20 protein-coding genes are annotated in these 19,311 nt (G+C 74.1%); 11 read left to right on the top strand and 9 right to left on the bottom strand.

Annotated features, from left to right (window positions below; translation table 11 throughout):
* Positions 1-16: 16 nt before the first annotated feature.
* The 4 genes from AC2H4J_RS15665 (at position 17) to AC2H4J_RS15650 (ending at position 5,654) form a co-directional block, all read left to right on the top strand.
* A complete protein-coding gene (locus AC2H4J_RS15665) occupies positions 17-844 on the top strand; it encodes a biotin--[acetyl-CoA-carboxylase] ligase (protein ID WP_487465799.1) in 828 nt (275 codons plus the stop codon).
* 55 nt (positions 845-899) lie between these two features.
* Complete coding sequence (locus AC2H4J_RS15660) at positions 900-1,469, top strand: PH domain-containing protein (RefSeq protein ID WP_487465798.1); 570 nt, start codon at positions 900-902, stop codon at positions 1,467-1,469.
* A gap of 79 nt (positions 1,470-1,548) precedes the next feature.
* Positions 1,549-2,697, top strand: coding sequence for an exonuclease SbcCD subunit D (locus AC2H4J_RS15655; RefSeq protein WP_487465797.1), 1,149 nt, complete (start codon positions 1,549-1,551; stop codon positions 2,695-2,697).
* On the top strand, positions 2,694-5,654 hold the full coding sequence (locus AC2H4J_RS15650; RefSeq protein ID WP_487465796.1) for an AAA family ATPase: 2,961 nt from the start codon (positions 2,694-2,696) through the stop codon (positions 5,652-5,654). Before AC2H4J_RS15655 ends, AC2H4J_RS15650 begins: the two co-directional genes overlap by 4 nt.
* An 18-nt stretch (positions 5,655-5,672) precedes the next feature.
* Here AC2H4J_RS15650 and AC2H4J_RS15645 read toward each other — a convergent pair whose 3' ends face one another.
* Entirely contained in the window at positions 5,673-6,161 is a 489-nt protein-coding gene (locus tag AC2H4J_RS15645; RefSeq protein WP_487465795.1) for a GtrA family protein, read from the bottom strand.
* 60 nt (positions 6,162-6,221) lie between these two features.
* Here AC2H4J_RS15645 and AC2H4J_RS15640 point away from each other — a divergent pair, with 60 nt between their 5' ends.
* The 3 genes from AC2H4J_RS15640 to AC2H4J_RS15630 are packed head-to-tail and all read left to right on the top strand — an operon-like array spanning position 6,222 to position 9,150.
* Entirely contained in the window at positions 6,222-7,427 is a 1,206-nt protein-coding gene (locus AC2H4J_RS15640; protein ID WP_487465794.1) for a 5-(carboxyamino)imidazole ribonucleotide synthase, read from the top strand.
* A gap of 26 nt (positions 7,428-7,453) precedes the next feature.
* Positions 7,454-7,972, top strand: a complete 519-nt coding sequence (purE, locus tag AC2H4J_RS15635) for a 5-(carboxyamino)imidazole ribonucleotide mutase (protein WP_487465793.1) — start codon at positions 7,454-7,456, stop codon at positions 7,970-7,972.
* Positions 7,973-7,995: 23 nt separating this feature from the next.
* Positions 7,996-9,150, top strand: a complete 1,155-nt coding sequence (locus AC2H4J_RS15630) for an acyl-CoA dehydrogenase family protein (RefSeq protein WP_487465792.1) — start codon at positions 7,996-7,998, stop codon at positions 9,148-9,150.
* A gap of 22 nt (positions 9,151-9,172) precedes the next feature.
* On the opposite strand, the gene AC2H4J_RS15625 is transcribed toward AC2H4J_RS15630, so the two are convergent.
* The 4 genes from AC2H4J_RS15625 to AC2H4J_RS15610 form a co-directional block, all read right to left on the bottom strand.
* Positions 9,173-10,171 (bottom strand): hypothetical protein, encoded by a 999-nt coding sequence (locus AC2H4J_RS15625; RefSeq protein WP_487465791.1) that lies wholly within the window; start codon positions 10,169-10,171, stop codon positions 9,173-9,175.
* Positions 10,172-10,176: 5 nt separating this feature from the next.
* Positions 10,177-10,839, bottom strand: coding sequence for a cytochrome b N-terminal domain-containing protein (locus AC2H4J_RS15620; protein WP_487465790.1), 663 nt, complete (start codon positions 10,837-10,839; stop codon positions 10,177-10,179).
* On the bottom strand, positions 10,836-11,012 hold the full coding sequence (locus tag AC2H4J_RS15615; protein ID WP_487465789.1) for a hypothetical protein: 177 nt from the start codon (positions 11,010-11,012) through the stop codon (positions 10,836-10,838). The genes AC2H4J_RS15620 and AC2H4J_RS15615 overlap by 4 nt, the downstream gene beginning before the upstream one ends.
* A gap of 159 nt (positions 11,013-11,171) precedes the next feature.
* A complete protein-coding gene (locus AC2H4J_RS15610; RefSeq protein WP_487465788.1) occupies positions 11,172-11,837 on the bottom strand; it encodes a DedA family protein in 666 nt (221 codons plus the stop codon).
* Between the two features lie 101 nt (positions 11,838-11,938).
* Here AC2H4J_RS15610 and AC2H4J_RS15605 point away from each other — a divergent pair, with 101 nt between their 5' ends.
* Positions 11,939-12,334, top strand: a complete 396-nt coding sequence (locus tag AC2H4J_RS15605; protein WP_487465787.1) for a BlaI/MecI/CopY family transcriptional regulator — start codon at positions 11,939-11,941, stop codon at positions 12,332-12,334.
* Positions 12,331-13,260, top strand: a complete 930-nt coding sequence (locus AC2H4J_RS15600) for a M56 family metallopeptidase (RefSeq protein ID WP_487465786.1) — start codon at positions 12,331-12,333, stop codon at positions 13,258-13,260. Before AC2H4J_RS15605 ends, AC2H4J_RS15600 begins: the two co-directional genes overlap by 4 nt.
* 16 nt (positions 13,261-13,276) lie before the next feature.
* On the opposite strand, the gene AC2H4J_RS15595 is transcribed toward AC2H4J_RS15600, so the two are convergent.
* On the bottom strand, positions 13,277-14,512 hold the full coding sequence (locus AC2H4J_RS15595; RefSeq protein WP_487465785.1) for an MFS transporter: 1,236 nt from the start codon (positions 14,510-14,512) through the stop codon (positions 13,277-13,279).
* A 90-nt stretch (positions 14,513-14,602) separates the two neighbouring features.
* Here AC2H4J_RS15595 and AC2H4J_RS15590 point away from each other — a divergent pair, with 90 nt between their 5' ends.
* Positions 14,603-15,208 carry a phosphatase PAP2 family protein gene (locus AC2H4J_RS15590; RefSeq protein ID WP_487465784.1) on the top strand — a complete coding sequence of 202 codons (606 nt, stop codon included), beginning with the start codon at positions 14,603-14,605 and terminating at the stop codon, positions 15,206-15,208.
* The gene (locus AC2H4J_RS15585) at positions 15,205-15,798 is read left to right on the top strand and encodes a DedA family protein (RefSeq protein WP_487465783.1); all 594 of its coding nucleotides are present in this window, start codon (positions 15,205-15,207) and stop codon (positions 15,796-15,798) included. The genes AC2H4J_RS15590 and AC2H4J_RS15585 overlap by 4 nt, the downstream gene beginning before the upstream one ends.
* On the opposite strand, the gene AC2H4J_RS15580 is transcribed toward AC2H4J_RS15585, so the two are convergent.
* The 3 genes from AC2H4J_RS15580 to AC2H4J_RS15570 all read right to left on the bottom strand — a co-directional run bounded on the left by AC2H4J_RS15580 (position 15,761) and on the right by AC2H4J_RS15570 (position 19,214).
* Positions 15,761-16,612 (bottom strand): DUF1028 domain-containing protein, encoded by an 852-nt coding sequence (locus AC2H4J_RS15580; protein WP_487465782.1) that lies wholly within the window; start codon positions 16,610-16,612, stop codon positions 15,761-15,763. The genes AC2H4J_RS15585 and AC2H4J_RS15580 overlap by 38 nt on opposite strands.
* Positions 16,609-17,415 (bottom strand): TIGR03089 family protein, encoded by an 807-nt coding sequence (locus AC2H4J_RS15575; protein WP_487465781.1) that lies wholly within the window; start codon positions 17,413-17,415, stop codon positions 16,609-16,611. Before AC2H4J_RS15575 ends, AC2H4J_RS15580 begins: the two co-directional genes overlap by 4 nt.
* Before the next feature lie 65 nt (positions 17,416-17,480).
* The gene (locus AC2H4J_RS15570) at positions 17,481-19,214 is read right to left on the bottom strand and encodes an LCP family glycopolymer transferase (protein ID WP_487465780.1); all 1,734 of its coding nucleotides are present in this window, start codon (positions 19,212-19,214) and stop codon (positions 17,481-17,483) included.
* Positions 19,215-19,311 lie beyond the last annotated feature (97 nt).

Genomic DNA, 19,311 nt, shown 5'->3' with positions numbered 1-19,311 from the left:
GCCGTAGCGTAAGGGAGTGCCCGATCTCCCCTCATCCCGCTGGTCGGATCTCGACCGTCCGTCCCTCGACGGAGCGAACCTCCAGGCCGCCCTGACGCGGGACAGCACGCTGTGGCGGGGCCTCGAGGTGGTCGAGGAGATCGGGTCCACCAACGCCGCGCTCGCGGCCGCCGCGGGTGACGACGGCGACGAGGGCGCGGTGCTCGTCGCCGAGCACCAGGTCGCCGGCCGGGGCCGGCTGGACCGGGTCTGGACCTCGCCGCCGCGGGCCGGTCTCACCGTCTCGTTCCTGCTGCGCCCCGACGTCCCGGCCGCCCGGCGGGGATGGTTGCCGCTGCTGACGGGCGTCGCCCTGGCCGAGGCCGTCGGCGAGGTCACCGGCGTCCGGTCCTCGCTGAAGTGGCCCAACGACCTCCTGGCGGTGGACGGGCGGAAGCTCGCCGGGATCCTGGCCGAGAGCACCGGGACGGCGGTCGTCGTCGGCGTCGGCCTGAACGTGAACACCACCGCCGAGGAACTGCCCGAGACGGGGACGTCGCTGTCGCAGGTGCTCGGCACGACGGTCGATCGCGGACCGGTGCTGCTGGCCTTCCTGCGCGCGGTCGAGCGGCGGTACCGGCGGTGGACGCAGGCGCTCGGCGACCCCGTCTCCTCGGGCCTGGCGCAGGACTACCTGGGCTGGTCGTCCACGGTAGGGTCGGAGGTCGCCGTGAGCATGCCCGACGGGACGACCCTGGAAGGCACGGCGCAGGCGATCGACTGGGACGGCCGGCTTGTGGTGGCGACACCGTCCGGCACGGTGGAGCTCGCCTCGGGAGACGTGCGGCACGTGCGTCGGGTGTGACCGTCCGGAGGCCGGGTCCGCACCGGACGGCCGATCCTGCGCCATCCTGGGTGGCATGCCCTACCCGGACCGAGTGCTCGCGGAGGACGAAGAGGTCGTCCGTCACCTGCACCCGCACTGGCTGACCCTCTTCTGGCCCGTCGTGTGGTTCCTCGTGGTCGTCGGCGGCACGTCGTTCGGCATGGCGGTGATCCCGGCCGGCCGGCAGCAGGGCGTCTACCGGATGGTCCTCCTCGCGGCGGCGCTGGTGCTCCTGCTGACCGTCGTCCTGGTGCCGGTGCTCCGGTGGCGGACGACGCACTACGTCATCACCACGCACCGGCTGCTGTTCCGCGAGGGGATCCTGTCCCGCCGCGGCCGTGACATCGGGCTGTCCCGGATCACCGACGTCTCCTACCGGCAGAGCCTCTGGGAGCGGATCATCAACTCGGGGACGCTCACCATCGAGTCCGCGGGCGAGGGCGGGGCGACCGTGCTCAAGCAGATCCCGGACAGCGAGGGCGTCCAGCAGCTGCTGAACCTCATGGTCGAGGAGGACGCCGACCGGCGCGCGCAGGAGAGCGCGGGCTACGTCGGCGAGTACTACGGCGGGCACCGCGGCACCGTCCCCCAGCCGCCGCTGTGACCCGGTTGACGCAGGGGAACCGGTCCGTCACGGCGCGTCCGGACCGGTTCTGTCGGTAGGGCGACCTACCGTCCCTCCCATGCGGCTGCTGCACACCTCCGACTGGCACATCGGCCGGTCGCTGCACGGCATCGACCTGCTCGCCGAGCAGGAGACCGTGCTGGGTGGGCTGGCCGACGTCGTGGCCGCGGAATCGGTGGACGTCGTCCTCGTGGCCGGCGACGTGTACGACCGCGCGGTCCCGTCGGCCGATGCGCAGGCGGTGCTGAGCCGGGTGGTGGCGCGGCTGCGCCGGGCGGGCGCGACCGTGGTCATGACCCCCGGCAACCACGACTCCGCGCGCCGGCTCGGCACCTTCTCCGAACTCCTCGCCGCCGGCGGTCTGCACGTGCGGGCGGAGACCCCGCGCCTCGACGAGCCCGTCCTGCTCGCCGACGAGCACGGCGAGGTCGCGATCTACGGGCTGCCCTACCTCGAGCCGGAGATCGCGCGGTTCGAGCTCGGGCTGCCGGCCGCGCGCAGTCACGAGGCGGTGCTCGCGGAGGCGATGGACCGGGTCCGCGCCGATCTGTTCCTGCGGCCGGGCACGCGCTCGGTCGTGCTCGCGCACGCGTTCGTCGGGGGCGGTCAGCCCAGCGACAGCGAGCGCGACATCAGCGTCGGCGGCGTCGATCTCGTCCCCGCCCCGGTGTTCGACGGCGTCGACTACGTCGCCCTCGGTCATCTGCACCGCCCGCAGACGCTGACGCCACGGCTGCGCTACAGCGGGTCGCCGATGGCCTACTCGTTCGGCGAGGCAGGGCAGCAGAAACAGGCCTGGCTGGTCGAGCTCGACGCCTCCGGCCTGGCCGACGCTCGGCCGGTGCCGCTGCCCACCCCGCGGCCGCTGGCGATCCTCACCGGCACCCTCGAGGAGCTGCTGTCCGACCCCGGGCACGCTCCGGCCGAGCAGTCCTTCGTCTCGGCGCGGCTCACCGACGCCGTCCGCCCGGCCGACCCGATGCGCCGTCTCCAGGAGCGGTTCGCGCACTGCGTGCACCTGGAGTGGGCCGCGACCGCGGCGCCGAGCGAACGCCGCAGCTACCAGGAGCTCCTGCGCGGCCGCAGCGACCTGGAGGTCGTCGGCGAGTTCGTCAGCCGGGTGCGCACCGTGCCGGCCAGTGCCGCCGAGCGCACCCTGCTCGGCCGGGCCCTGGCTGCCGCCGCGCGGGCGGAGGCCGACGGATGAGGCTGCACTCGCTGTCGCTGACCGCGTTCGGCCCCTTCCCGGACACGGTCGAGGTCGACCTCGACGAGGCCGGCCGCGACGGCCTCTTCCTGCTGTGGGGGCCCACCGGTGCGGGCAAGACGACCCTGCTCGACGCCGTGGTGTTCGCCTTCTACGGCACCGTCCCCGGCGTGCGGGGCGAGGAGAAGCGGCTGCGCAGCGACCACGCGGGCGCCGACGTCCGCACGGAGGTCTCCTGCGAGGTCACCCTCGGCCCCGAGCGGCTGCGCGTCATCCGCCGTCCCGAGCAGCAGCGCCCCAAGAAGCGCGGGGAGGGCTGGACCACCGAGCAGGCGAAGCTGACCGTGCAGCGCTGGACCGGCGGCGACTGGGCGCCGGTGAGCACGCGTATCGACGAGGGCTCTGAGTACCTGCGCACCCGGCTGGGCCTCTCGGCCGAGCAGTTCTGCCAGGTGGTGCTGCTGCCGCAGGGGGATTTCGCCCGGTTCCTCCGCGCCGAGCCCGAGGACCGTGGACGGCTGCTGCGCACGCTCTTCGACGTCGGGCGGTTCGGCGTGGTCGAGCAGTGGCTCGCCGACGAGCGGACGACGGCCCGCGAGCGCCTGGACGCCGTGCGGCACACGATGGGCAATCTGCTCAACCGGCTGGCGCAGGTCGCCGACGCCGACATCCCCGAGGAGCTGGCGCCCGAGCTCGCCGGCGCCGGCACCGGCCGCAGCGCCGGGCGCTGGGTGGCGACCCTGCGGGCGCAGGCGGACGAGCGGTTGACCCGGGCGACGCAGGCCGCCGAGGAAGCGGCGACCCGCGCGACCGAGGTCGACGCAGGTTTCGCCGACGCCCGGGCCCTGGCCGACCGGCACGCCCGGCGGAACCGCGCGCGGGCCGAGCTCGACATGCTCACCGGGGAGGAGGCGCAGCTGGCGCCGCTGCGGCTGCGCCGCGACGAGGGGCGGCGCGCCGAGCCCCTGCGCGATGCCCTGGAGACCGCCGGCCGCAGCGCGCTCGTCGCGGAGCAGGCCGCCGAGCTGCTCGCTGCGGCGACGACGGCCTGGATCGCCGTGGGCGAGGACCGTGAGGCCGACGGCCTGCTGGCGCGTGCACTCCGCGACGAGGCCGCCGGGCTGCGCGCCCTGCTTCCCGAGGTCGACCGCGCGGCGGACCTGGCCCGACAGGCGCGCGCCCTCGACCGGGCTGTCGACGAGCTCACCCGCCGCTGCGACGACGCGGCCGCGGAGGCGGCGGACCGCCCGGCGCGCATCGCCGAGCACGAGGCGCTCCTGGCCCGTGCCCAGGACGCCGACGCCCGCCTTCCCGGGCTGCGGGCCCAGCGGGACACCGCGCGGGCCGCCCTCGATGCCGGACGCGCGGCGGAACGGCTGGCGGCGCAGCTGGACGGCGCCCGGCAACAGGCCGCACAGCGGCGGGAGCGGTGGAACGACGCACGCGACCACTGGCTGACCCTGCGCGGGCAGCGCCTGGACGGGATGGCCGCCGAGCTGGCCGCGGGGTTGGTCCCGGGGGCGGACTGCCCCGTCTGCGGTGCCACCGAGCATCCCGGGCCCGCCCAGCACGAGGGCCCGAGCGTCACCGCAGCCGACGAACAGGCCGCCCGGGAGGTCGTCGAGCGCACCGAGGCGGCGCACACGGCCACCGCGGCGGAGGTCGATCGGCAGGAACGCGAACTCGCTGCCCTGCTCGGGAGGTCCGGCGACCGCCCGGTCGTCGAGCTGCAGGCGGCGTTCGACGAGCTGGAGACGGCCGTCGCGGCCGCCGCCACCGAGGCGGCCTGGCTGGCCTCGGCGCGGTCGGCCCTGGCGGAGCTGCAGACCGCGCACGAGGCCGCGGCTGCCGCGCTGGCCGCCGACCGGGAGGAGCTGCGGGCGCGCACGGCCGAGTCACTGGCCGTCCGCACCTCGCTCGACCGGCTCACCGGCACGCTGGCCGCCGCCCGGGGCGAGGACGCCGGCTTGCCGCAGCGGATCGCGCGGCTGGTCGACGAGGCCGAGCGCTGCGAGGCCGTGGTGGCCGCGCAGACCGACGAGCTGCGAGCGCGGGCGACCGCCGACACCGCCCGCGGCACCGCGGAGAAGCGGGCCGCGGATGCCGGCTTCGCCGATGTGCTGGAGGCGGCCGCCGCGCTGCTGGATGCCGGCCGGCTGGCCGCCCTCGACCGGCGGATCACCGAACACGACCGTCGCGTCGCCGTGGCGCAGGCCGCCCTCGCCCACGCCGATCTCGCCGATCTCCCGCCCCGGCCGGACCTCGACGCCTGGACGCAGCGGTGCGCCGAGGCGACCCGGCAGCGCGAGCAGGCCGTCGCCGAGCTCGACCGCGCCCGCCGCTGCTCGACCGGCCTGCACTCCCTGGCCGGTGAGGTGACCGCGCTGCAGGTCGAGCTAGACCAGTGCCGCGCGACGTTCGAGCAGGTGGCCGAGCTCGCCGACCTGGTCAACGGACGGGGCGCCAACACCCTGAAGATGCGGCTGCAGTCGTTCGTCCTCGCCGCCCGGCTCGAGCAGGTCGCCGAGGCGGCCAGCCGGCGGCTGCAGGACATGTCCGGCGGCCGGTACACGTTCCGGCACAGCGACGCCCAGGGCCGCCACGGGGCCCGCGGCGGTCTCGGCCTCGACGTCCTGGACGAGTACACCGGGTGCCTTCGGGCCACCAAGACGCTGTCCGGCGGGGAGAGCTTCATGGCGTCGCTGGCGCTCGCCCTCGGGCTGGCCGACGTGGTCACGGCGGAGTCCGGCGGGGTGCAGATCGACACGCTGTTCGTGGACGAGGGGTTCGGCACGCTGGACGCCCGCGCCCTGGACGCCGTCATGTCGGTGCTCGACGAGCTCCGCCGCGGCGGCCGAACGGTCGGGGTGATCAGTCACCTGGAGGAGCTGCGCACCCGCATCCCGACGCGGATCGAGGTCCTCGCCGGACGGAACGGCTCGCGCCTCGCCGGTTGACGGTGTCCGAGGGGAACCTCAGCCGGAGAGCGCCTCTGGGCGCATGACCGCGGGGGGAGCCGGGGGCAGGGCGGGAAAGACCCACCGCCGGTAGGAGAGGTAGCGGACGACCGTGCCGACCGCGATGCTGGCCACGTTCGCGAGCTGGAGCACGACGGCGCTCTCCTGGCCCAGGGGGTAGCGGACGAACGCGACCACGCCGACGTTGAGCAGCAGGGTGACCGCGTTGATCGCCGCGAACAGGGCGTACTCGCGCCGGACCCCGGTGCGGGCCCGGTGGGAGAACGACCAGTAGCGATGCGCGAAGTAGGCCACGGTCATCGAGGCGAGGGTCGAGAGGGTCTTCGCGGTGACCGCGCCCACGCCGGCGTGCGCGTACAGGAGCTGGAACAGCGCGACGTCGAGGACGAAGCAGACGGCGCCGACGACGCCGAACGCGCTCAGCTCCTTGAGCAGTAGACGCCAGGTCGTTCCCATGCGGTCGGCGACCGTCCGGGCCCATCCCACGACTCCGACTGTACTGGCGGCGAGGGCCCCTCGGTGGGCACCCGATAGTCTCGCGCCGCCATGGCTGCCCCCCTCGATCCCCGCACCGGCACGCCCGTCGTGGCGATGGTCGGGGGTGGCCAGCTGTCCCGGATGACGCACCAGGCCGCCATCGCGCTGGGACAATCGCTGCGCGTCCTGGCGACCGATCCCGCCGAGTCGGCTGCGCTCGTCGCGGCCGACGTCCGGATCGGCGACCACCGGGACCTCGCCGCCCTCCGCGACCTGGCCGAGGGCGCCACCGTCGTCACCTTCGACCACGAGCACGTGCCGACCGAGCACCTGCGCACCCTCGAGCGAGAAGGACACCGGATCGCCCCCGGCCCGGCCGCGCTCGTGCACGCCCAGGACAAGCTGGTGCTCCGCCGGGCCCTCGCCGAGATCGGCGAGCCGCAGCCGGCCTGGGCGGAGGCCGCCACTGTCCACGCGGTCACTTCCTTCGCCGACGACGTGGGCTGGCCGGTCGTGCTCAAGACCCCCCGCGGCGGCTACGACGGCAAGGGGGTCTTCGTGGTCGAGGGCCCCGACCAGGTGGCCGCACTCCTCGAGGAGCACGGCACCCTCCTGGTGGAGGAACGCGTGCCGATGGTCCGGGAGCTGTCCGCTCAGGTCGCCCGCTCGCCCTTCGGGCAGGTCGCGGTGTGGCCGGTGGTGGAGACCGTGCAGCGCGACGGCGTCTGTGCCGAGGTGTACGCGCCCGCGCCGGAGCTGGGGGACGGCCTTGCCGCGGAGGCGCAGGAGCTCGCCGTCCGGATCGCCGACTCTCTCGGCGTGGTCGGCATGCTCGCCGTCGAGCTGTTCGAGACCCCGGACGGCGTCCTGGTGAACGAGCTGGCCATGCGCCCGCACAACTCCGGGCACTGGACGATCGAGGGTGCCCGCACCAGCCAGTTCGAGCAGCACCTGCGCGCCGTCCTCGACTATCCCCTCGGCGACACGACGATGACCGCGCCCGTCGTCGTCATGGCGAACGTGCTGGGCGGCGCCGCGGCCGAGGAGGACTGGGCCGGCCCGCCGCTGGACGAGCGCATCCACCACCTCATGGCGCACTGGCCGGACGTGAAGCTGCACTGGTACGGGAAGGGGCAGCGACGGGGCCGCAAGCTCGGCCACGTGACGGCCCTGGGCACCGACGTGATCGAGGTGCGCGCGCGGGCCGTGGCCGCGGCCCGGTACCTGGCCGACGGCGTCGTCGACGACGCCTTCGCCTTCGACACCGAGCACTGACGAGATCGAGCACTGAGGAGCCCGGCATGAGCGGACCGAGCAGCGATCCCGTCGTGGGCATCGTCATGGGCAGTGATTCCGACTGGCCCGTCATGGAGCCGGCCGCGCTCGCCCTCGAGGAGTTCGACGTGCCCTACGAGGCGCACGTCCTGTCGGCCCACCGGACGCCGCGGCGGATGCTCGACTACGCGGAGGCGGCCGCCGGCCGCGGCCTGCGGGTGATCATCGCCGGCGCCGGGGGAGCGGCCCACCTGCCCGGGATGGTGGCCGCCGCCACGCCGCTGCCGGTGATCGGCGTCCCCCGGCCGCTGGACCGGCTCGACGGGCTGGACAGCCTGCTGTCCATCGTGCAGATGCCCGCAGGGGTGCCCGTGGCGACGGTGGGCATCGGCGGCGGGCGCAACGCGGGCCTGCTCGCCGTCCGCATCCTGGCGGCCTCCGACGGGGGTCTGCGCGCGTCGGTCGAGCGTTTCCAGGCCGACCTGGCGGCCGCCGTGGTCTCCCGGGACGCGGCGCTGCAGGAGATCCTCGCGACCGACGAGTAGGCCTGCGGCCTATCCTCGTCCCCGTGGGAAACGACGCCGGGCTCTACGCCCTCACCGAGGAGCACGAGGCGATCCGGGAGGCGGTCCGCGACATCGCCGAGCGCGAGATCGCCCCGTTCGCCGCCGCCGTGGACGCCGAGTCGCGCTACCCGATCGAGGCCCAGAAGGCGCTGACCGCCGCGGGCTTCCACGCCACGCACATTCCCGAGACCTACGGCGGCGAGGGCGCGGACGCGATCGCGACCTGCATCGTCATCGAGGAGGTGGCCCGGGTCGACATGAGCGCCTCGCTCATCCCCGCGGTCAACAAGCTCGGTTCGATGCCGATCATCCTGTCCGGGTCGGAGGACGTGAAGCAGAAGGTGCTGCCCTCGATCGCCTCCGGCGAGGCGATGATCAGCTACGGGCTCTCCGAGCGTGAGGCCGGCTCAGACGCCGCCGCCATGAAGACCCGTGCCCGTCTCGAGGGCGACACCTGGGTGCTCAACGGCACCAAGGCCTGGATCACCAACTCCGGCATCTCCGAGTGGTACACGGTCATGGCGGTCACCGACCCCGAGAAGGGCGCCAGGGGCATCTCCGCGTTCGCCGTCCACCGCGACGACCCGGGCTTCGCCGTCGGCCCCAAGGAACGCAAGATGGGCATCAAGGGCTCGCCGACCTGCGAGCTCTACTTCACCGAGTGCACGATCCCGGCCGACCGGATCATCGGCGAGCCCGGCACCGGCTTCAAGACCGCGCTGCGCACCCTCGACTTCACCCGGCCCACCATCGGCGCGCAGGCGGTGGGCGTCGCCCAGGGCGCGCTCGACGCCTCGGTCGCCTACGTCAAGGAGCGCAAGCAGTTCGGGACGTCGATCGGCTCCTTCCAGGGCGTGCAGTTCATGCTCGCCGACATGGAGATGAAGATCGAGGCCGCCCGGCACCTGGTCTACGTCGCCGCCGCCGCGGGGGAGGCCGGCCGCCCCGGCGTCACCCGCGTCTCCGCCTCCGCCAAGGCCTTCGCCTCCGACGTCGCCATGCAGGTGACCACCGACGCCGTCCAGCTGTTCGGCGGGGCCGGCTACACGCAGGACTTCCCGGTCGAGCGGATGATGCGCGACGCCAAGATCACCCAGATCTACGAGGGCACCAACCAGGTGCAGCGCATGGTGATCGCCCGGAGTCTCCTGAAGTAGATCGGCGGTCCTCGCCCCGAGTTCAGCGGGTGCGCGTCGAGCCGTACCGCCGGTAGTAGTCGCGCCAGACGAGCCGGTGGATGGGGATCCATCGCGGGAGCGAGCGCAGCCCGGGGACGAACGGAACGAGCAGGAGCCCGGCGCTGAGCACCATCATCAGGCCCCACACGAGCGCGTCGGCGTTGTCCGACGTGGAGAACGGCGGCACCTGGTACCAGAACGTGTACAACCACATCCACGGCTGGCCTGGGTAGTTGCCGGTCTCGTTCATCATCCCCCACTGGTCGCCACCGAGGTGGCGCGCGCGGGCCTGGTCCTCGAGATAGGCGCCGTCGCTGAGCAGCAGGAGCGAGCGGGTCTGGTCGCCGCCGTAGAAGTTGCCCGACGAGGTCAGGGTGCCCTCCAGGCCGCCACTGGCCGCGAGGCTCAGGAAGCCCGCCGCCATGGCCGGAACCGGCCCGTAGTCGCCGGACGCCACCCGCGCCGGGTTTCCGTCGGGGGCGGCGGCCAGCGCGTCGGCGTAGGCGGTCGCCCACGATGCCCGCTGTGCGGGCGATGCGCTCTGCCAGGTCGCGAGGGCCAGCCGCAGCGCAGGGTCGCGGGCCCACCCGGTCAGCGGCGTCACGACGAGATCCTGCGCGGAGTCGACCGGATGACGGACGCCAGCCCACTTCTGCAGCGGCAGCGGGCCGAGCTTCTGGCCTTCGGAGTTGCCGTTGTACGGCGGCCCGTAGGTCGCACTGGTCGTGGTCCCGGCCAACTCACCGGTGGCGGTCGCGACGACGTCCGCGGGTGCCGCGGTCGCCCAGTCCCGCATGGTGATGGCCGTCTCGTCCGGCGAGGAGAAGACCGCAGCCAACCCCACCGTCGCGAGCGTCACCACGACCAGGGCGACGACGAACTCCTTCACCAGGTCGTACTGGCGTGTCGGGAAGCCGTGGGAGTCCGGCGTCCGGTCGGGCCCGGGACGCGGCGGCGGGGTGGCCGGGCGGGTGAGCATCGCGGGCGTCCTGTTGGCCATGTCGGTCACTCCTCGACCGGGTCGATCGGCTCGACCGCGTCGATGGGCGGCACGACGCCGTTGCGCCGCACCAGGACCACGTGCGCCACGATGAGCACCCCGATGACGAACGGCAGCAGGACCACGTGCCAGAGCAGCATCTGGCCCGGATCGAGGACGTTGAAGTACGCGCCGATGCCGACGGCGTTGAGGCCGTCCTTTGCCTGGCCGGCGATCCACTGCGAATCGAAGTTCGACTGCGACAGGTAGCCGGTGAAGGCGGTCCCGATCGAGCCCAGGAACGCCACCACGCCGGTCATCCAGGTCAGCACGCGCTTCCCGCGCCAGGCCGCCATCCAGAACTTGCCCCAGAGATGCACCACCATGAAGGCGAAGAACAGTTCCACGCTCCACAGGTGCAGGGAATTGACGAAATGGCCGAGGCCGGACGTGTGCCACCACGCTGCCCCGCCGATGGCCAGCACGCCGCCCGTCGCGATGACGACGACGAAGGCCGCCAGCGTGAGCGCGCCGAAGACGTAGATCCACGAACTGACGTAGACCGGTTGCCGGTCGGGGAGCGCCTGCCCGGGCGGCACGGTGTGCTGGAGACGGGTCCGCAGCCGCACCGTCCAGTTGGACCGGTCTGCCGGTTCGCCGAGCAGCAGATCGGTGCTGCGGATGCTCACCGCGGACTCTTCGGTCCGTCGTCGTCGTGGTGGCCGGGAAATGGGAGCACCAGTGCCAGCACGAACAGCAGCAGCATCGCGGCGACGATGGCGAGGTTCGTGACCGAGATGTGGACCACGCCCCAGTGCACGTACCGGCCCGCGGTCTCGGCGACGACGTCAGGAGCGCCCATGGGTTCACCGCTTCCGGGGGTGGAGGTCTCGCTCGACGCCGGTGGCGCCACCTCCAGACGTTGGTGTGTGGCGCACCGCCCGGCCAGCAGCGAACGTCCCTGATCGGGAGGGCCAGATGCCCCGGGCAGGACTGGAGAGGGATTCCTCCTGCGGTGCGGTCAGCGACGCGCGCGAGAGCGGCGGACCTCCAGGGCCACCGGGATCAGCGACACGACGATGATCAGGCCCACGATCGGCAGCAGGTACTTGTCGACGTTCGGGATGCGGGAGCCGAGCGCGTAACCGGCCAGGGTCAGCCCGACCGACCAGACGAGGCCGCCGACCACCTGCCACAGCATGAACACCCGCACGGGCACTCCGACGGTGCCGGCCATCGGGTTCAGCACGGTGCGCACCAGCGGGATGAACCGCGCGAGCACGATCGCCTTGCCGGCTCCGTAGCGGTTCAGCGCGGTGCGCGAGCGCTGGACGGCGTCCTGCAGTCTCGGCCGGTCGGGGCGGTCGAGCAGTCGCGGGCCGGCCCTCCGGCCGATCTCGTAACCGACCTGCGCCCCCAGCAGCGCGCCGGCGGCGGCGGCCACCAGCACGACCGGCAGCGACAGGTGCACCACCGCGGTGGCGCTGGTCGTGCAGAGCAGGCCCGCGGTGAACAGCAACGAGTCGCCGGGCAGGAAGAAGCCGACCAGCAGGCCCGTCTCGGCGAACAGGATCAGGAAGACCCCCAGCGCGCCCAGTCCGGAGAGCAGGGACCGCGGATCCAGCGCCCCGAGGACGCCGCCGGCGGTGACGTCGACGGTCGGGACGCTGGCGAGTAGGGCGTGCATGCGATGGCTCCGTAGCAGGGGTCAGGGCGTGGGACGCTGGCTCGACGGTCCACGGCAGTACTACGGCACAATGTAGTAGTTCGGACGGACGAGGAGGTGGCATGGCAGCGAACGGCCGGCGGCGTGGCGCCCTCGAGCAGGAGGTGCTGAGCTGCCTCGCGGTCGCGGGACGTCCCCTCACGGTTGCCGACGTGCTCGCCGATCTCGGCCAGGGGCTCGCCTACACCACGGTCCTCACCGCCATGACCCGGCTGCACGCGAAGGGCGCGCTGCGCCGCGAACCGAGCGGCCGAGCCTTCGCATACTCCCTCGCCGACGACCCCGCCACGCTGGGGGAATCGGTCACCGCCCGACGGATGGCGCGCCTGCTGGACGCCGGGCACGACCGGGCGGGCGTGCTGGCACGGTTCGTGGCCGACCTGAGTCCCGAGGACGAGCGGCTGCTCGCCGGGCTGCTGGCCGACGGTCGGGCCCAGGACGGCGAGCTGCGCGCGTGATCGTCGCGATGGCCGTGCCCCCGCTGGGCAGCGCGCTGCTCGGCATCGGCGCGCCGTGGCTCGGCCGCCGCCTGCCTCCGGCGACCGCGGTGCGACTGCTGACCGTGGCGATGCTCGGTGCCGCGCTGTCGACCGGGTTCGTCCTCTCCGTCGCCGGCACGCTGGTGCTCGGCCGGATCCCCGCGATCGCCGCCGTGGGGCACTGGTCGGCCGGCGTCCTCGCCTCCGGGCTGCCGGTTCCGCTGGCCGTCGGGGGCGCGGCGGCGCTGGCCGCGGGCGGACTGCTGCTCGCGGCGCTGCGCCGGGCAGTTCTCTCGGGTCGGGACCTCGTGCGGGCCGCGCGCACGTGCCGGCGGCTCGGCCCCGACGTCGACGGCCTGGTGGTGGTCGAGGACGAGTGTCCCGATGCCTTCGCGCTGCCCGGCCTCGGGGGCCGCGTGGTCGTCTCCACCGGCATGCTGCGCGCGCTGCCGTCCGACGAGCGCCGCGTGCTGCTTGCCCACGAGGCGGCGCACCTCGCCCACCGGCACCACCTGTGGGTGCAAGGGGCGTTCGTCGCGGCCGCGGCGAACCCGCTGCTGCGCCCGGCCGCGCGGGCCGTCCGGATCGCGGTCGAACGATGGGCCGACGAGGTCGCCGCCGCGGAAGTGGGGGACCGGGCGCTCGCGGCCCGGGCCCTGGCGCGGGCCGGACTGGCGCGGGCCGGCCGGCGTCGGGACGCCCGCTCGCTCGCGCTCGCGGGGGCCGAGCACGCGGTGGCCGACCGGGCGCGTGCCCTGCTCGCCGGGCCGCCGCCACGGCGCCGGGCGCTGGCAGGTGTCCTCACCGCGCTGCTCCTCACCGTGGCGGCGTCGTCGTTGGTGACCAGCATCGACACCGAGTCCCGGTTCGAGACCGCGGAGACCGTGTACGCCGCGAGTCGCTGACCGGCCGCTGGGCCGATCAGTCCCGCCGCATCCGCAGGGTCCGGACGAGGAGCGCGAGGGCCGCGACCTGCAGCACCGCCACCGTGATCACGAGGGCCGGGACCGAGGTCTCCGACAGGGCGCCGGCCAGCGCGCCACCGGCGACGGCGGCGCCGCCCTGAACCGCGGCGAACATCCCGTATCCCGTCGCTCGCCGTGTCGCCGGCACGAGTTGGGCGACCAGCGCCTTGACCGTGCTGTCCTGCACGCCACCCGCGGCCCCCCACACCAGGACGCCGGCGAGCGCCACCGGCCACGCGTCGGAGAACGCCAGCGCCGGGACGGCCGCGACGAGGACGGGGAGACCGAGCAGGATGCGACCCTTCGACCGGTCGTGCAGCCAGCCGGTGGCCAGCGCGGCGACCGCGGCCGCAGCCATGGCCGCGGCGTAGACGAGCGGAACGGCCGCCACGGTGACCACGGAGTCGCGGACCAGGTGGTAGGAGATGACGCCGAACGTGACCAGCCCGGCTGTGGTGAGCCCGGCGGAGGCGGCGAAGAGCCAGAACTGCAGAGGGAGATCCCGGCCGGTGCGCGTCAGGGACTCGCGCGGCCGGGCGGATGCCCGGACCTCCTCGCCCAGGGGGTCACCGACACGTCGCCGCACCAGGAGCAGGATGACGATCGCCGCAGCTCCCGGCACTGCCAGCGCCGCCATCGCCGGCCAGAGGGACCCGGTCAGGGCCACGATGCCCGCGACGACCAGCGGACCGGCGAACGACCCGATCTGATCCAGCGCCTTGTGCACGCCGAACCCGCGGCCCAGTCCCACCGGGCCGGCCGCGTGGGCCAGCAGCGTCGACTTGGCCGGGCTCCGCACCGCCTTGCCCGTCCGCTCGGCGAGGACCAGTACGCAGGCGACCGCGAGACCGGCGGCGCCGAGGGCGGGCGTGAGCGCGAGCGCCGGCACGCAGACCGCCGTCAGGGCGTACCCGCTCAACGTCATCGACCAGTAGGAGCCGGTGCGGTCCACCCGCGGGCCGAACACCAGACGCAGGACCAGCGCGAGGGCCTCGCCCGCGCCGGTCACGAGGCCGACGAGCAGGGCCGAGGCGCCCAGCGACCCGAGCAGCGGTCCGGTGATCGAGCGGGCGCCCTCGTAGACCATGTCGGCGGCCAGGCTGACCATGCCGAATCCGACGACCGCACGCCACGGCGACCAGGCGGCCGGCGCGGTGACCGCGACGTCCGCGTCACCGGGGATCTCGGGCACGCGTCCTCCTTCCAGGCGTCCGGGCCCGTGTCAGCACGGGGACTACTACATTCTCATGTAGTAGTCCCGCCGAACCAGGAGCTCCCGGACATGAATTCCCTGCGCCGTCTCGACGACCGGCTGCTGGGTGAGGTCAACGACCTCGCCCGCCACACCGGCTGGCTGCACGGTCCCATCCTCGGCTACGCCACCTACGGGCTGGTCGTCTTCGCGGCGCTGATGCTGGTCGCCCTGCTCCTCCGTCGCACGGGCAGCGACCGGGGCCTGGCCGCCGCCGGCTGGTCGGCGCTGGCCACCCTGCTGGCGGTCGGGCTGAACCAGCCGCTGGTCGCGGCGTTCGGTGAGGCCCGCCCGTACGCCACCCACCCCGGCCTGCTCGTCCTGGCCACGCACAGCAGCGACCCGTCGTTCCCCAGCGACCACGCCGTGATGGCCGGGGCGGCCGCTGCCGGGCTGTGGCTCGCCTCCCGTGCCCTCGGCGCCATCGCGGGCGCGGCAGCGCTGCTGATGGCGTTCTCGCGCGTCTACATCGCCGCCCACTACCCGTGGGACGTCGTGGCCGGCCTCGCGTTCGGCGTCCTCGTGGCGGTCCTCGGCTGGCTCCTCCTGCGACGGCCGCTGATCGCCGTCACCGCGTGGCTGCGGCGGAAGCCGGGTGTGCGCAACGCGTTCGGGCCGGTGACGACCCCGGCATGAGCGGTCTGGTCGACCGCGTCCTCGGGCTGCCCGGCTGGCTGGTTCTGCTGGTCACCGGGCTGGTGGTGTTCGCCGAGGACGCGGTGTTCGTCGGCTTCGTCGTCCCGGGGGAGACGGTGGCCCTGCTCGCCGGCGCCGCCGCCAAACTGGGGCACGTGTCGCTGGCGGGGGTCCTGGCCGTCGTGATCATCGCCGCGATCGTCGGTGACTCGGTCGGCTACGAGGTCGGCCGGCACCTCGGGCCGCGGATGCTCGACCTGCGGCTCCTGGCGAAGCGGCGCGGGCGGATCGACGCCGCCCGGGACTTCCTCTCCCGCCGCGGTGGCAGTGCGGTGTTCCTCGGTCGGTGGGTCGCGTTCCTCCGCGCCGTCATGCCGGCCCTCGCCGGGACGGCAAGGATGCCCTACGGCAGGTTCCTCGCGTTCAACGCCGCCGGCGGCCTCGCCTGGGGCGCCACCGTCGTCCTGCTCGGCTATGCGGCCGGTGCCTCCTACGCGCAGGTCGAGAAGTACGTCGGGCGCGACGCGGCCGTCGTCGTGCTCGTGGTAGCGGTCATTGCGCTGGTGGTGTGGCGGGTCCGTCGCCGCTGAGCAGCCGCGAGACGCCCCGCATCCGCTGGTCCCCGGCCATCGAGGCCAGCCAGACCGACCACCCGGGGCGGGTCCGCATGGCCTCCAGCGCGGCGCGCGCCCCCTCGCGGTCGCCGCGGCGGGACGCCGCCAGGGCCGCATAGAGGTCGCGGGCACCCTCCGGCGCGAAGACCGCGAGCGTCTCGTAGTCCCCCTCGTCGTAGGCCCGCTGCAGGTTGCGCAGCATGCGCAGCTGGGCCACGGGGTCACCGGAGTCGTCCACGCGCAGGTCCGTGCGGACGCCGTCGTCGTCCTCGCCGGCCGGTTCGCCGCCGACCACCAGCAGGGCGGCGGACTGCCGGCCACGCAGGTCGCCGCCGGCGTCCTGGCCCGCGGTGAGCGCGGCCAGCAGCCGATCGGCCAGGTCGCCGCGCGCGGTCTGGAAGGCCTGCGCCATGGCCGGCAGCACGTCCTCGCCGGCCAGCATGTTGCCCTGCACGCTGAACCCCTCGCCGACCAGATGGCCGCACACCGGGAACGAGCCGGGGCCGGTGTCGGCAGCGACCGCACCGGAAGCGCCGACGACGGCGATCTGGCGCTCGGCGTCCTCGGCGGCGTGCGCGGCGCGGCGCACGAGGACGTCGGGGGCCTGCCCGTCCGCGAGGCCGGCGAGCAGGGAGTTGCCCAGGCCGCGGCGGCTGCGGGCCTGCACGGCCACGACCCCGACCCCCGGCCGGGCCGCGGGCACCGCGCGCCCGACGGCCAGGATGCACGACGAGACGGCGATGCCGAGGTCGCCGGTGGTGGCGTCCCGGCCGAGCACGGAGAAGGTCATCCCTGCGCGGCCGTTCTCCCCAGTTCGCGGACGCCGTCGACCTGCCGTCCCAGGCTGGCGGTGACCCGTTCGGCGGCGGCGCGCTCCGGCAGGCGTTCGGCGAACGGGTGCCGGCAGACCACGATCGACGCCCCGGCCGCGAGCGGGGCCAGCAGCCAGGCGACCGGCCCCGCCTCGGCGGCCACCTCGGCGTCGACCAGGACCCGGTCGTCGGGGCCGATCCCGAGCCGCGCGGCCAGTTCCGTCGCCGCCTCGGCCAGGCCCCCGAGGGTCAGCACCAGGCCGCCCGCGATCAGTCCCGGTGCCGCGGGGTCCGGCGGGGACCACGGCGCGAAGCGGTCTCCGGCGGTGCGCACCTCGAGGGCGAAGTCACGGGCCTGCCCCACGTAGCCGGTCATGCCGCCGCCCAGCGGGTGCAGGGAGAGGCCGAGCAGTTCGGCGTCCGGCTCGTCCTCCTCCAGCGCCGCGAGCCGGTCCTGCGACGTGAGGACGACGTCGACCCCGCTCAGCCCGCCGTCGTCCTCCGGTGCGTTGTCGAGCACCGCGGCGCCGCAGCTCCAGACCCCGAGCAGCACGGCTGCGGTCTGCCAGTGCACCGGCAGTGCCACGGCGACGGTGTTGCCGGGGGCGACGTCGAACTCCTCCTGGAGCAGGTTGGCCGTCTTGGCCACCCAGTTGTCCAGCGTCGTCGCCGACAGCTCGACGCGTTCGCCGGTGGCGTCGTCGTAGTGGGTCAGCAGCGGCCGGGCGGGGTCGCGGTCGCGGGCGGTGGCGAGCAGGCCGGCCGGGCCGATCGGAGGCATGATCCCAGGATCCCAGGTCGCCGAACCGTCGATGCCGCCACCTGGACAGGTGGCGGCATCGACGTTCAGCGGCGGCGCTTGGTGGGCGGCTCGCCCTTGGCGAGCTCCGCCTGGGCGCCCTTCGCGTCGTAGGCGCACGCGTCGGTCGCGCTGACGGCCGGGGACGCCGAGGCGCCTGCGGACGGAGCCGCCGCCGAACCCCCCGCGGACCCGGATCCGGATCCGGATCCACCCGCGGTCGTGCCGGTCGGGGCGGTGGGCGCCGGGCCGCTGGACGCGCCGGGGGACGGCGGGTGGAGGGCGTCCTCGACCAGGCTCCGCATCTTGGCGTAGTCCGGGTAGGCCGGCTTGATCACCGACGCGTCGAACACGACGCTCGTGATCCCGGCGTCCTTGACCTTCAGCGCCAGGTCGGCGAAGTCACCGACCACGGCCTGCGGGATGTCGGTCGTCACGATGTTCTGCGTCGACGCCGCGATCTGCTGGTACCTGCTGAGCAGGGTCATCGGGTCGGCCGCGTTGACCATGGCGTTGATCATGCAGCGCTGGCGGTCCATGCGCTGGTAGTCCGTCAGGCCGTACCGACCGCGGGCGAACATCAGCGCGTGCCAGCCGTCCATGTGCTGGTTCGGCCCCGGGGTGAAGTAGTCGTCGGGCAGGTACTTGAGGGTCGGCTCGCCACCGATGGGCACCCAGTAGTTGACGTTGACCGTGATGCCGCCCAGGGCGTCGATCAGCTGGCTGAACCCGTCGAGGTTGACCATGACGAAGTAGTCGATGGTGAGGCCGAGCACCTCTCCGACGGCCAGCTTGAGGAAGTCGGCGCCCGGGTTGTCGGTCGGACCCAGGACGTTGGGGTGGTCCCGCGGGCCGTTGCGGTAGATCGCGTTGAGCAGGCTCTCGCTCTCCGATCCGGCGGTGAAGCCGTTCGGGTAGATCTTGTGCAGCGGGCTGTTCGCCGGGAAGGGCACGTTCTCGAGGTTGCGCGGCAGGCTGAACGTCGTCGTCGCGCCGGTGTGGGTGTCGATGCTCGCCACGATCACGCTGTCGGTCCGCACGCCCTCGCGATCGGAGCCGCCGTCACCGCCGATCAGCAGGACGTTGACGCGGTCCTTGCTGCCCCAGGGGTCGGCCTTGGCGCTGTCCGGGACGGTGGCCGACTGGACGTCCTTCCCGAACAGCCCGGTGATGAGGTTGCGCTGCACCGCGGCGAGGTGGGCCGCCTCGAACGCGGGCGCGGCCACGCCGAGCGCCAGCAGGACCACGAGCAGGCTGCCGACCATGTGCTGGCCGGTCGACGTCGCGTCCGGGGCCAGCACGCGGTACTGGGCGATCACGACGAGGGCCCAGACGACAGCCAGACCGATGGCCGCCGCGATGATCAGGAGCAGACCGCTCGGGCTGACCGCGAGGCGGATCCCGACATGCTTCCCGCTGGTGGCCAGCCATGCGCCGAGCCCGATCAGCAGCACGAAGCCGGCGATCAGGGTCCAGCCGATCTTCTTGTACCCGGCGGCGAGGAAGCCGGTGCCGGGCACCAGGGCGCCGAGGGTGGTCAGGCCGAGGACCCGGCCGAAGCGGGGGGTCGGCCCCGGCCGGCGGACAGTCGCGCCGCCGTGCTCCCGGGCGACTCCGGCGTTCCGGGGACGGCGGCCGGGGGCGCTGGTCGGGGTGGGGGCGCTCGGGGGACCGCCGGACTGGCTGCGCGAGCGCGGCGGCCGGCCGGCGCGGGGATCCAGACGGGGCGGCAGCGGGCGAGCCCCCACCATGCCCCCGTCCGGGTCGTGTGGTCGGCTCACCGGCTTCCTCACTGTTGGGGGATCGAGGGCTCTCGGTCCACTCTGACCGGGCGCAGGGCGTCGCTGTCGATGCGGCGCCATCCGATGGTAAGCGCGG

Source organism: Blastococcus sp. OS1-29 (assembly GCF_057628075.1).
This window is presented reverse-complemented; position numbering and strand designations above follow the sequence as displayed.